The 11,896-nt window shown below is 71.3% G+C and carries 10 protein-coding genes; 6 read left to right on the plus strand and 4 right to left on the minus strand.

The window, feature by feature from the left end; translation table 11 throughout:
- Positions 1 to 80: 80 nt before the first annotated feature.
- On the minus strand, positions 81 to 1,391 hold the full coding sequence (locus ABZS51_RS40650) for a sugar ABC transporter substrate-binding protein (protein WP_355453103.1): 1,311 nt from the start codon (positions 1,389 to 1,391) through the stop codon (positions 81 to 83).
- 134 nt (positions 1,392 to 1,525) lie between these two features.
- Here ABZS51_RS40650 and ABZS51_RS40655 point away from each other — a divergent pair, with 134 nt between their 5' ends.
- The 6 genes from ABZS51_RS40655 to ABZS51_RS40680 all read left to right on the plus strand — a co-directional run bounded on the left by ABZS51_RS40655 (position 1,526) and on the right by ABZS51_RS40680 (position 8,282).
- Positions 1,526 to 2,326 (plus strand): NAD(P)-dependent oxidoreductase, encoded by an 801-nt coding sequence (locus ABZS51_RS40655; RefSeq protein WP_355453106.1) that lies wholly within the window; start codon positions 1,526 to 1,528, stop codon positions 2,324 to 2,326.
- Positions 2,327 to 2,634: 308 nt separating this feature from the next.
- Positions 2,635 to 3,609 carry a sugar ABC transporter permease gene (locus ABZS51_RS40660; RefSeq protein ID WP_355453109.1) on the plus strand — a complete coding sequence of 325 codons (975 nt, stop codon included), beginning with the start codon at positions 2,635 to 2,637 and terminating at the stop codon, positions 3,607 to 3,609.
- Positions 3,593 to 4,459, plus strand: coding sequence for a carbohydrate ABC transporter permease (locus tag ABZS51_RS40665; protein ID WP_310710492.1), 867 nt, complete (start codon positions 3,593 to 3,595; stop codon positions 4,457 to 4,459). Before ABZS51_RS40660 ends, ABZS51_RS40665 begins: the two co-directional genes overlap by 17 nt.
- Positions 4,460 to 4,540: 81 nt before the next feature.
- Positions 4,541 to 5,788, plus strand: a complete 1,248-nt coding sequence (locus tag ABZS51_RS40670) for an extracellular solute-binding protein (RefSeq protein WP_355453113.1) — start codon at positions 4,541 to 4,543, stop codon at positions 5,786 to 5,788.
- Positions 5,789 to 5,887: 99 nt separating this feature from the next.
- Positions 5,888 to 7,168, plus strand: coding sequence for a Gfo/Idh/MocA family oxidoreductase (locus ABZS51_RS40675; RefSeq protein WP_310710490.1), 1,281 nt, complete (start codon positions 5,888 to 5,890; stop codon positions 7,166 to 7,168).
- Positions 7,161 to 8,282, plus strand: a complete 1,122-nt coding sequence (locus tag ABZS51_RS40680) for a hypothetical protein (RefSeq protein WP_355453116.1) — start codon at positions 7,161 to 7,163, stop codon at positions 8,280 to 8,282. Before ABZS51_RS40675 ends, ABZS51_RS40680 begins: the two co-directional genes overlap by 8 nt.
- A 24-nt stretch (positions 8,283 to 8,306) precedes the next feature.
- On the opposite strand, the gene ABZS51_RS40685 is transcribed toward ABZS51_RS40680, so the two are convergent.
- The 3 genes from ABZS51_RS40685 to ABZS51_RS40695 form a co-directional block, all read right to left on the minus strand.
- Positions 8,307 to 10,208: a DUF6807 family protein gene (locus tag ABZS51_RS40685; protein ID WP_355453119.1), complete on the minus strand. Its 1,902-nt coding sequence runs from the start codon at positions 10,206 to 10,208 to the stop codon at positions 8,307 to 8,309.
- Positions 10,209 to 10,210: 2 nt separating this feature from the next.
- Positions 10,211 to 11,260, minus strand: coding sequence for a mandelate racemase/muconate lactonizing enzyme family protein (locus ABZS51_RS40690; RefSeq protein WP_355453122.1), 1,050 nt, complete (start codon positions 11,258 to 11,260; stop codon positions 10,211 to 10,213).
- Positions 11,250 to 11,896: dihydrodipicolinate synthase family protein (locus ABZS51_RS40695; RefSeq protein WP_355453125.1), on the minus strand; the 647-nt coding region annotated here is incomplete at its 5' end. The genes ABZS51_RS40690 and ABZS51_RS40695, both read right to left, overlap by 11 nt.

Below are 11,896 nucleotides of genomic sequence, written 5' to 3' on the forward strand. Positions count from 1 at the left end.
CCCGCTTGGGGCGGCGGCGGGGTGCCGCCACGGGCGGCGGCGCCTGCGCGACGGCGGGCGGGCTCACGCTCCGGCTCATGTCAGGAGGCCTTCTGGGACTGCAGTTCCTGGTTGAGCTTGGTGTTCAGGCCCTCCATCGCGGTCTTGACGTCGGCGGAGCAGTCGGCCCACACCGTGTTGATCGCGTCGGCCGAGGTCTGCCGGATGGGCGCCCAGTTCGGCACCGGAGGCGCGTAGACGGCGTTGGCGTAGGACTCCTGGAACACCTTCCAGCGCGGGTCCTGCCGCTCGGCGGCCATGTCGATCTGGGTGTTGACCGGCAGGCGGACGATGACGCCGTCGGCGTCCTTGTTCATGCCGATCTGCTGGCCGTCGGCGGAGGAGGCGTACTCGGCGAACTTCCGCTGCCCCTCCTCGTTGTCCGAGCCCGCCATGAGGTAGACGTTCTCGCCCTCGCCGAGGGTGCCGGGGCCGCCGGACGGGCCCTTGGGCACGGGGACGACCTCGACCTTGTCGGTGCCGATGTTCTTGACGAAGCGGGCGAGCACGTACGGGCCGACCAGATAGATGCCGGCCTGGCCCTTCTCGAACACCTCGTGGGAGACGGTCGTGTCGTTGCTGACCGCGCCGGGGTTCACGGTCTTGGTCTTGCAGAACTGGTCCTGGAGGTACTGCACCGCCTCGACCGTCTTCGGGTCGTTGACCACGGAGGTGAACTTGCCGGGGGCCGTCGCCTTCACGAAGTCGCCGCCGTTGGCGTAGATGAGGGAGGAGGCGTACCAGGAGGCGTAGCCGCGCTTGGTGCCTCCCGGGATGACGAAGCCGGCCGTGTCCTTCTGGCCGTTGCCGTCGGGGTCCTTGTCGGTGAACGCCTGGGCGAGCTTGGTGAGGTCCTCCCACGTCTTGGGCGTGTCGAGGCCGACCTTCTCCCGCCAGTCCTTGCGGACGATGAGGGCGAACGCCTGGGCGGAGAACGGCACGCCGTAGTACTTGCCGTCGCCGCCCTGTGCGGCCTTCCACGCCAGCTCCGACAGCTTGTCGGCGCCGGCGAGCTTGGCCTTGTCCACCTCGCGCACCCAGCCCTGGGTGTGCATGTTGCCGAGTTGTGCGGTGTCGTTGATGACGATGTCGGGCAGCTTGCGCTGCGCCGCCTGCTGCTGCAGTTTCGTCTCGAAGTCGTCGAAGATCGCGACCACCTTGGTCTTGATCCCGCTGGACTTCGTGAAAGCGTCGGCCAGCTTGACGGCCGTCTTCGCGGAGAGGGACTCAGGCGCCTGCCTGATCCAGATCTCCAACGCGTCGTCGCCTGAGCCGGACCCCCCGGAGCCGCAGCCTGTCATCGTTACGGCCAGGGTCGCTGCGAGCGCGACCCCGAGCAGATGGCGTGACATCAGACCGCCTCCTGTTCACATATATGGACATGTGCCGCCCATGTGGACCTCGTCAGGTGAACGTAACGAGTGACCTACATCACGGTCAATATTCAAGAATGTGAATTTAAGTCACCGTTGTGTACAAGGGGACCATGCGCATTCTCATGACCGGCGCGGCCGGGAAGGTCGGCACGCTCCTCCGCCCACGCCTGGCCCGCGAGGGCCGCGTCCTCCGTCTGTCCGACATCCGCCCGGTCGACACCGGCCCGGGGCCGGGGGAGGAGGAGGTCACCGCCGACCTGACCGACCCCGCCGCGATGGCCGAGGCGATGAAGGGCGTCGACGCCGTGCTCCATCTCGGCGGGCAGAGCCGCGAGCACCCGTGGGCCGACATCGTGCGGGCCAACATGGACGGCACCCACGCGCTCCTGGAGGCCGCCCGCGAGGAGGGGGTGCGGCACGTGGTGATGATGGGCAGCCACCACGCCGCCGGCTTCCACACCCGGCCGCCCTCCGGCGAGGACCTGCCCGACTACGCCTTCCCGCGCCCCGACACCTTCTACGGCGTCAGCAAGGTCGTCATGGAGGCACTGGGCAGCCTGTACCACGACCGCTTCGGCATGAACGTGACCGTGATCCGGCTCGGCACCTGCAACGAGGCGTCCGGCGACACGCGCGGCCTGGCCACCTGGATCTCGCCCGACGACCTGACCCGGCTGGTGGAGGCCGCGTTCACCGCCCCCGGCTACCACGTCGTCTGGGGCGTCTCGGACAACGCCCGGCGCTGGTGGTCGCTGGAGGAGGCCCGCGCCATCGGCTACGTCTCCCAGGACGACTCGGAGGCCCACGCCGCGCCCGTCCTGGCCGAGCAGGGCGAGCCGGACCTGTCCGAGCCGCTCCACGACCGCGCCGGTGGCGTGTTCACGCTGAGGGAGCTGGGCGGCAAGTGGTGACCCGGGCGACCTGACCGGCGGGGAGCGCCGCGCCTCCCCGCCGGACACGTTCCGTAACCGCCTCCGGCGGCCCCTCGGTGCTCCTAAACATGCAACCGGTTGTAGTCCCACGATGCCAAGGCCAAAACGTTAACTGACCTCATCTTCCCTGTTCGCCCGCGTGAGCTGGGGTTTCCGAGTTGACGATATATCGGTAACGGGTTTGTAACGTCTGCAAAGGGTTGACGAAACTTTTCGCATCCCTATAGGAAGGCGCTATCCGATCCCGCCGTGCCGGGGAGGCCCTGGAATGAGGGATGCATGAATCCATGTCTGATTCGCTGTCCGTAACCCCGGAACGTGTGCTCACGCCCGTGCCGCCACGGCCGGGCCGCCGGCAGAGACCGGCGGTGAACGCTCACCGGAAGCGTGAGGCCCTGACGGCCTACGTCTTCCTCGCCCCCTGGTTCGTGGGGCTGTTCGTCATCACCGTGGGGCCCATCCTGGCCTCGCTGTACCTGTCGTTCACCGACTACAGCCTCCTGGAGGAGGGCTCGTGGGTCGGGGCCGACAACTACGTCAAGATGTTCACCCAGGACGACCGGTTCCTCACCTCGCTGAAGGTGACCACGATCTACGTCGTCGTGTCGGTGCCCCTGCAGCTCGCCTTCGCGCTCCTCCTGGCCCTCGCCCTGGACCGGGGCCTGCGCGGGCTGCCGTTCTACCGCTCGGTCTACTACCTGCCCTCGCTGCTGGGCGGCAGCGTCGCCATCGCCATCCTGTGGCGCAAGCTGTTCGGCGTCGACGGCCTGTTCAACGCGGTGCTCGCGATCTTCGGGATCGAGGGGCCGGGCTGGGTGTCCAGTCCCGACACGGCGCTCGGCACGCTGATCCTCCTGCACGTGTGGACGTTCGGCGCGCCGATGGTCATCTTCCTGGCCGGCCTGCGGCAGATCCCGCGCAGCTACTACGAGGCCGCCTCGGTGGACGGGGCGAGCCGGCTGCGCCAGTTCCGGTCGATCACGCTGCCGCTGCTGACGCCGATCATCTTCTTCAACCTCGTGCTGGAGGTCATCAAGTCGTTCCAGTCGTTCACCCAGTCGTTCATCGTGAGCGGCGGAAACGGCGGGCCGGTCGACTCCACGCTCTTCTACACCCTCTATCTCTACCTCAAGGGCTTCAAGAGCTACGAGATGGGCTACGCGGCCGCCATGGCCTGGGTGCTCCTGCTCATCATCGCCGGCCTGACCGGCGTGAATTTCCTCGCGTCGAAGTATTGGGTCTTCTATGGCGACACGAAGTAACGCGGTCCCGTTCCTCTTCCGCCCGATGAGGGGCGGCCGCCTGCTCAAGCACCTCATGCTCGCGGGCTTCGGCCTGGTGATGCTGTACCCGCTGCTGTGGATGATCTCCAGCTCGCTCAAGCCCGAGGAGCTGATCTTCCGGGAGCCGGGGCTGCTGCCGAGCACCGTCACGCTGGACAACTACAGCGAGGGCTGGAACGCGCTCAAGCACTCGTTCGGCTACTACCTGTGGAACTCCGCCGTCATCACCGGCCTGAGCGTCCTGGCGAACCTGGTCGCCTGCTCGCTGGCCGCCTACGCGTTCGCCCGGCTGAACTTCCCCCTGAAGAAGCTGTGGTTCGCGGTCATGCTGGGCTCGATCATGCTGCCGCACCACGTCACGGTCGTGCCGCAGTACATCGTGTTCTCGAAGCTGGACTGGATCAACACGATCTGGCCGCTGATCGTGCCGAAGTTCCTGGCGACGGACGCGTTCTTCATCTTCCTGATGGTGCAGTTCATCCGGACCCTGCCACGAGAGCTCGACGAGGCCGCCGCGATCGACGGCGCGGGCTACTGGCGCGTGTTCCTGCAGGTGATCCTTCCGCTGTGCGTACCCGCGCTCGCCACGACCGGCATTTTCACCTTTATCTGGACGTGGAATGACTTCTTTAGCCAGAACCTGTATCTGACGAACAGCGATAACCTCACGGTGGCCGTCGCCCTCCGCCAGTTCCTGGACTCGAGCGGGGAGTCGTCGTGGGGACCGATGTTCGCGATGTCGATCGTGTCACTCGGGCCCATCTTCGGGTTCTTCCTGGCTGGACAGAAGTACCTGATCCGCGGTGTGGCTACCACCGGCCTCAAGTAGCCGATTCACCCCCCGCATTCTCCTAGAGGAGGTAGAGCTGTGAGTCTCGGCTCTCGTAAGAAGATGTGGACGGTTGCCGTCATGACGGCGGCCGTGATGACGGCGGCGAGCGCGTGTGGCGGTGGCAGCGGCGGCGACGGCGGCGGCTCCGGCGACAAGACGAAGATCGTCTTCTCCTACTGGGGCAGCGACGCCCGCCAGAAGCTCACCGAGCAGGCCCTGAAGAAGTTCGAGGAGAAGAACCCGACGATCGACGTCGAGGGCGACTTCTCCAACTGGGACAGCTACTACGAGAAGCTCGCGACCAAGGTGGCGGCCAACGACGCCCCCGACGTCATGAGCATCGAGATCCGCGGGCTCAGCGAGTACGCCGGTCGCGGCGCGCTGGCGGACCTGGCCGGCAAGGTGCCCTCCGCCGACCTCGACCAGCAGGTGCTCACCAGCGGCCAGGTGGACGGCAAGCAGTACGCCATCCCCACCGGCGTCAACGCCTTCTCCATGCTGGCCAACCCCTCCGTGCTGGAGAAGGCCAAGCAGAAGCTGCCCGACGACAAGAGCTGGACCTGGGACGACTGGATCAACCTGGCCAAGCAGGTGTCGGGCTCGGGCGGCAACGTGATGGGCGCCGAGTACAACCCCAACCCGGCGTGGCTGCAGATCTTCGCCGCCCAGCGCGGTGAGAAGTTCTACGACGGCAACAAGATCGGCGTCTCCGTCGACACCATCAAGGCGTGGTGGAACATCAGCCAGCAGCTCATCCAGGCCAAGGCGGCTCCCGAGCCCGCCAAGAGCGCCGAGCTGCTCACCGCCGGCCCCGAGCAGTCGCTGCTGGCCACCAACACCGGCGCGATGGGCATGTGGTGGAGCAACCAGCTCAACGCCCTGTCCAAGGCGTCCGGCCAGGAGCTCTCGCTGCTGCGCATGCCCAAGGACAAGGGCGCCACCAGCGCCGGCATGTTCCTCCAGCCGGCCATGTACTACACCGGCTCCGCCAAGTCCGAGCACCCGGCCGAGGCCGCCAAGCTGATCGACTTCCTGGTCAACGACCCGGACGCCGCCTCCATCCTGCTGAGCGACCGCGGCCTGCCCACCAACGCCAAGGTGCTGGCCGCCGTCAAGGACAAGCTGCCCCCGGTCGACCAGCGGACCCTCGCCTTCATCGACGAGATCAAGGGCGAGCTGAGCCCGATCAGCGCCCCGCCGAAGGGCGCCCTCCAGATGGAGGACATCCTCAAGCGCAACACCGACGAGGTCCTCTTCGGCAAGACCACGCCGGACGCGGGCGCCCAGAAGTTCCTGTCCGAGGCGAACGCCGCCATCGCCGGCTGACGCCGGCCTCCTGACCGTCCCACGAGGGGGCGGTCACAGCACCGCGGGCTGGGGGACGAGCGCCCCCAGCCCCTCATCTCGAATCTCGGGGAGAGCACGTTGAGCACCAGGTACGCTTTCGTCGGCCTCGGCCACCGCGCCCAGATGTACGTGGACGCGCTGCTGGGCGACTGGAGCGACGCGGGGACCATCGCCGGTCTCTGCGACACCAACCGGACCCGCATGGCCTACTACGTCGAGCGCATCGGCCGCGAGGTGCCCTGCTTCGCCCCCGACGAGTTCGGCAAGCTGCTCGACCTGGCCGACACGGTCATCGTCGCCACGGTCGACGCCACCCACGCCCGCTACGTCTGCGCCGCCCTGGACGCCGGCAAGGACGTCATCGTGGAGAAGCCGCTCACCGTCGACGCCGAGAGCGCCGCCGCGATCGCGGAGGCGGCCGGGCGGGCCACGGGCCGGCTGGTGGTCACCTTCAACTACCGCTACTCCCCGCGCAACTCCGCGGTGAAGCGCCTCATCAGCGAGGGCGCCATCGGCGAGGTCACCTCGGTCCACTTCGACTGGGCCCTCGACACCATCCACGGCGCCGACTACTTCCGCCGCTGGCATCGCGACCGCGCCAACTCGGGCGGCCTGCTCGTCCACAAGTCCACCCACCACTTCGACCTGGTCAACTGGTGGCTCGCCGCGGCGCCCCGCCTCGTGTTCGCCCAGGCCGACCTGCGCTTCTACGGCACGGCCCTGCCCCGGGGCGAGCGCCCCGAGCGCTCGCACGGCGCGCCGGGCCTCGGCACCGACCCGTTCCTGCTCGACATCTCGGCCGACCCCCGGCTCAAGCGCCTCTACCTCGACGCCGAGCACGAGGACGGCTACATCCGCGACCAGGACGTCTTCGCCGACGGCGTGACCATCGACGACACCATGTCGGTGCTGGTCCGCTACGCCAACCGCGCGATCCTCACCTACTCGCTCACCGCGCACGCCCCCTACGAGGGCTACCGCGTGGTCTTCAACGGCACCGAGGGCCGCATCGAGCTGGAGGTGTGCGAGCGGTCGTGGACCCCGCCGCAGGCCGCCATCGACCCGAGCGCCGCGAGCAAGGAGCACGCCGCGGGCTCCTGGGAGCGGCTCGTCCTGCACCGCCACTGGCAGCAGGCGGAGGAGGTCCCGATCGAGCGGGGCGCGGGCGGCCACGGCGGCGGCGACCGGCTGCTGCTGAACGACGTCTTCCGCGGCCCCGGGGACGATCCGCTCGGCCGCCCGGCCGGCTACCGCGACGGCATCCGCAGCGTGCTGGTCGGCGTCGCCGCCAACCGCTCGGCCGCGACCGGCCTGCCCGTCGCCCTCAGCGAGGACGGCACCAGCCTGGCCGATGCCTGAGCGGGGACCCGGGCAGGCGCCCGCGCTGCGCCACCTCGCGGAGTTCTCCGGGCTGGCCGAGGTGGCCGCGCGCGGGCGCGGCCTGTTCCCCGAGGCCGCCCCGGGTCCCGCGCTGCGGCGCGCCGCCCGCGACGCGGTCGGCGTGCTCGACCTGGCCGCGGACGACGTGCGCGTGGAACGGTCCTGGACCGCGGGCGACCTCGACGGCGAGGAGCTGTCCTGGTCGCTCGGCTACGGCCCGCGCACCCGGGCGTACCTGCTCAGGCCGCGCGGCGCGACCGGCCCGCTGCCGGGCGTCGTCGCGCTGCACTGCCACGCCGGCATGAAGTTCGCCGGCAAGGAGAAGATCGCCGACGGCCCCGAGCCGCCGTCGCCCGAGGTCGCGCGGCTGCGCGGCCGGATCTACGACGGCCGGGCCTACGCCGGTGACCTGGCCCGGCAGGGGTTCGCCGTGCTGGTCCACGACGTCCTCGGCTGGGGCAGCCGCCGCTTCCCGCTGGAAGCCATGCCCGAGCCTGTGGCGGCGCTGGCCGCCGGGGGCGGGCCCGAAGGGCTGTCCGAGGCCGACCGCTACGACCGGGCGGCGGCGCAGCACGAGCACCTGCTGGAGAAGTACTGCACGCTGCTCGGCACGTCGCTGGCGGGCGCGGTGGCGGGGGAGGACCTGGCCGCCGCGGCCTACCTGCGGGCACGCCCGGACGTCGGCCCGGTGGGGTGCGTGGGGCTGTCGGGCGGCGGCCTGCGCGCCGCGCTGCTCGGCGCGTTCGACCCCGGCATTCGGGCGGTCGCCGTCGCGGCCATGATGGCGTCGTACCGCGACCTGCTCGACCGCCACGTCGCGTCGCACACGTGGATGCTCTACCCGCCCGGCCTGTCGCGGGTGTGCGACTGGCCGTCACTGGCGGCCGCACGCGCTCCGGAGCCGCTCCTGGTCCTGTACGGCGAGCGGGACGAGCTGTTCCCGCCCGCCGGGATGCGCCGGGCCCACGAGATCATCTCCCGCGCGTACCCGGAGGGCGGCTACGAGGGCGTCTTCTTCGACGCCCCGCACGCCTTCACCCTGCCCATGCAGGAGCACGCCTTCGCCTGGCTGTCGCGGCACCTGGCGGCCTGAGCCCGCGGTCGCCGCCAACGACGCTCAGGCCGTCGCCTCGGTCACCAGATCCGGGACCTCGCCGGGCGCCAGGCGGCCGTCGGCGACGACCACGGTGACCCGGCGGGCCAGCACGTCGCCGAAGACCAGCGGCGTGTCCCAGGCCAGCGCCGTGCCCACCCCGGGGTAGTCCGCGACCCGCACGAACCACGGGTCGTCCTCCTGGGCGAACACCAGTGTCCAGTCCTCCGACGACAGCGCCAGCCACGGCGCCCGCGACCCGTGCACGGCCTGCTCGCCCTCGGCCTCCCCGGTGAAGACCCGCAGCCCCGGCGAGCCGGCGGGAGCCCGCCAGAAGAACCCGCCGTACCCTGCTCCGGCCCGGCCCTTGGTGGCCGAGCTCTGGATCGTCAGCGGCGAGCCGGTGAGGTTGCGCAGCGTGAAGGAGAAGCGCAGCGCCCAGCCCCGCGACAGCGGGACCGCCCGCGCCGTCCGCTCCTCGCGCACGACCGGGTCCTCGCCCGGCCGCTCCCAGAGCAGCGTCTCGGCGAACCCCGCCAGGTCGCGGCCGGTGAACTCCACGTGCCGCTGGACGCCGTGGTTGTCGAGCCAGGTCGGCCCCTGGTCGCGGACGAAGGTGCGCCCGCCCCAGAAGTTGCGCCCGCCCACGTCCGTCACGGCCACGCCGGCGCCCAGGTGGTGCGGGTGGTCCTGCGGCCGCACCTCGGTCACGACGACGCCCCCGAGCGTGCGCACCGGATGCAGGTACGGCCGGGGCGACTCGGTGAGCGGCAGGTCGGGACGCGTCACGTACTCGGCGACGACCCCGCCCCCGGCGACCAGCGGCACGGCCCAGGGCGCGCCCACCTCGGAGAACAGCGCGAGTCGGTCCGCGCAGGCGTCCACCAGCCCGGCGACGCCCGGCAGCACCCGGCCCTCGCCGGAGCGGTCCTGGTGCTCGTCGGCGATCGGCAGCGGGTCGGGGGCGAGCCGGATGGCCTCCAGCACCTCCATGAACGCCCCGGTCCTGCCGACGGGCACGAGCAGCGGCTCCCCGGAGCGGACGTGGTCCACCAGGTTGCGCAGCAGGTCCGTCCGGCCGAACCGCCGCACGGGCCCGTCGTCCACCTGGACCTCGTCCAGCGTGTACCTGAGCGTGATCCGTCCCCGCTCGCCGTGGACGACCACGTACGGCTCGTCCCGCTCGGCGGCGCACAGCGTCACGGCGGCCACGATCGGCGGCCCGCCGGCCGTGGTGACCCGGACCGCGGAGGTGTCGTCCGACTCGATGGCGTTGGCGTGGAACAGCTCCGTCTCGACCGAGGCGACGGCGCCGCGCCCCTCGGTCCCGGCCACCGCCAGGGCGGTCGCCAGCGCGTGGGCGAACGGGTTGGTCAGCGCGCCGTCCACGACGTCCACGCCGTCGAGCCGCCGCCGGCCCGCCCACGCGCTGCGCGTGAAGTAGGACGCGGGCCGCGGCCACGAGCCGGCCACGCCGATCCCGGTGACGCGGCCGATGACGCCCTCGGCGATCATGCCCCGCACCGCCGGGACCGCCGCCGACCCGAGGCTCTGGAACCCCACCTGGCAGGCGAGCCCGGCCTTGGCGGCGGCGCGCTCCATCCGGTCGAAGTCGGCCAGCGTGGCCGCCGTCGGCTTCTCCACCAGCACGTGCGCCCCCGCCGCCAGCGCGGCCAGCGTCAGCTCGGCGTGCGTCGGGATGGGCGTCGCCAGGATCGCGATCTCCGCGCCGGTCCGCTTGATCAGCTCCGGCAGGTCCGTGGAGAACTCGGGCGCGGCGTCGCCGGGGCCGAGCCCGTCGAGCGCTCCCGGCTCCGGCGGCACGGTGTCGCAGACGCCGGCCAGCTCGACCACGTCCCTCATGTGCCGCAGCCGCTCCAGGTAGTGGGCCCCGAATCCCCGGGTGCCCGCCAGGACGACGCGCATGCTCACCTCCAGCGGAGCCCGAGGCCCCGGTGCTCTCCGACGCTCAGCTTCCCACCCGCGACCCGGACGGGGTACGGCTCCTCCAGCAGCCCGAGAGCCGCGAACGAGGCGTCCTCGACCTCCTCGGCCATGCACGGCAGCGGCAGCGTGAGCGCGAGCTGCGCCGACAGGTCGGGCAGCAGGTGCGGATAGACGGGCACGTCGAACGCCCGGGCCAGCTCGGTGATCCGCAGGAACGGCGTGATGCCGCCCACCCGGACCACGTTGGGCTGGACCACGTCGCAGGCGCCCGCGGTCAGCAGGTCACGGAAGCCGTAGACGGTGTAGACGTTCTCGCCGACCGCGATCGGCACGTCCACCGACCGGCGCAGCTCCACGTGCGCGGCCACGTCGTCGGCCGGCAGCGGCTCCTCCAGCCAGTGCAGCCCGTACGGGGCCAGCGCGTCGACCGCGCGGCGGGCCCGGTGCAGGTCCCAGCGCTGGTTGGCGTCGATCATCAGCAGCGTGCCCGGCCCGACGACCTCGCGGACCGCGGCCACCCGCTCGACGTCCTCGCGCAGGTCGGGGCGGCCGACCTTCATCTTGACGGCCGGGTAGCCGGCCGCCTTCCACCGCTCGGCCTGCGCGACCAGCTCCTCCAGCGTGTAGTGCAGGTTGACGCCGCTGCCGTAGACCGGCACGGTGTCCCTGCGCCGGCCCAGCACGTCCACGATCCCGCGCCCGCCGCAGCGCAGGTCCCACAGCGCGAGGTCCACGCCCGCGAGGGCGACCGTGGTGACCCCGCCCGGTCCGGCCTCGCGCAGGTGCCGCCAGAGGCGGTCCCACACCACCTCCGGGTGCGGGTCGAGGCCGATCACCGCCTCCCGGATGTCGTGCTCCAGCAACGCCTGGACGGCCCGCGCCCCGATCTGCGGCGTCCAGGAGAAGCCCGTGCCGGTCCGCCCGTCGTCCAGGACCACCTCGACCACCATCACGTGGTTGGCGGGCACGTCGGGCCCCCACGGCCGCGGCAGGGCGGCCGTGCGGGCGCTCACACGCAGGTCACGAATCATGGGCCGCCGCCACCTCCTTGCCCCGCCGGATGAGCTCCTCCAGCTCGGCCACGTGCTCCGGCGCGGCGTCCACCAGCGGGGGCCGCACCGGGCCGGCGTCCAGGCCGGTCAGCCGCACCCCGGCCTTGACCAGCGACACGGCGTACCCCGGGACCTTGGAGCGCAGCCGGACGAGCGGCTCGTAGAACTCGGTGAGCAGGTCGCCGGCGCCGGCGAGGAAAGCGGTGGCGATCTCCGGCGCGAACGCGAAGACCGCCGAGGAGTAGAGCTCCACGCCGATGCCCCGGTAGGCGCCCATGGTCAGCTCGGCCGTCGGCAGACCGTTGAAGAACGCGAAGTCCGGGCCGATCTCGCGGCGTACGGCCAGCACGATCCGCTGGATGAGGTCGATGTCGCCCAGGCCGTCCTTCAGGCCCACCACGCCGGGGATCCGGGCCAGCTCCACCACCTGCTCGGGAGTGAGCACCACCGACCCGCGCATGTAGATGATCACCGGCAGCACCTCGGCGACCGCGCGCACGTAGGCGGTGAAGCCCTCGCGCGGCCCCACGGCCAGGTACGGCGGCATGAGCAGCAGGCCGTCGGCGCCCGCGTCACGGGCCGCGCGGGCCTGGCGCAGCGCCGAGCCGAGCGGCC

This window comes from Nonomuraea sp. NPDC005501, assembly GCF_040605905.1.
Lineage (GTDB): Bacteria > Actinomycetota > Actinomycetes > Streptosporangiales > Streptosporangiaceae > Nonomuraea.

Bases quoted from the DNA above. Each gene is read 5' to 3' on its own strand.
- ABZS51_RS40650 (WP_355453103.1), bottom strand. From the start codon at position 1,391: ATGTCACGCCATCTGCTCGGGGTCGCGCTCGCAGCGACCCTGGCCGTA.
- ABZS51_RS40655 (WP_355453106.1), top strand. From the start codon at position 1,526: ATGCGCATTCTCATGACCGGCGCGGCCGGGAAGGTCGGCACGCTCCTC.
- ABZS51_RS40660 (WP_355453109.1), top strand. From the start codon at position 2,635: ATGTCTGATTCGCTGTCCGTAACCCCGGAACGTGTGCTCACGCCCGTG.
- ABZS51_RS40665 (WP_310710492.1), top strand. From the start codon at position 3,593: ATGGCGACACGAAGTAACGCGGTCCCGTTCCTCTTCCGCCCGATGAGG.
- ABZS51_RS40670 (WP_355453113.1), top strand. From the start codon at position 4,541: ATGACGGCGGCCGTGATGACGGCGGCGAGCGCGTGTGGCGGTGGCAGC.
- ABZS51_RS40680 (WP_355453116.1), top strand. From the start codon at position 7,161: ATGCCTGAGCGGGGACCCGGGCAGGCGCCCGCGCTGCGCCACCTCGCG.
- ABZS51_RS40685 (WP_355453119.1), bottom strand. From the start codon at position 10,208: ATGCGCGTCGTCCTGGCGGGCACCCGGGGATTCGGGGCCCACTACCTG.
- ABZS51_RS40690 (WP_355453122.1), bottom strand. From the start codon at position 11,260: ATGATTCGTGACCTGCGTGTGAGCGCCCGCACGGCCGCCCTGCCGCGG.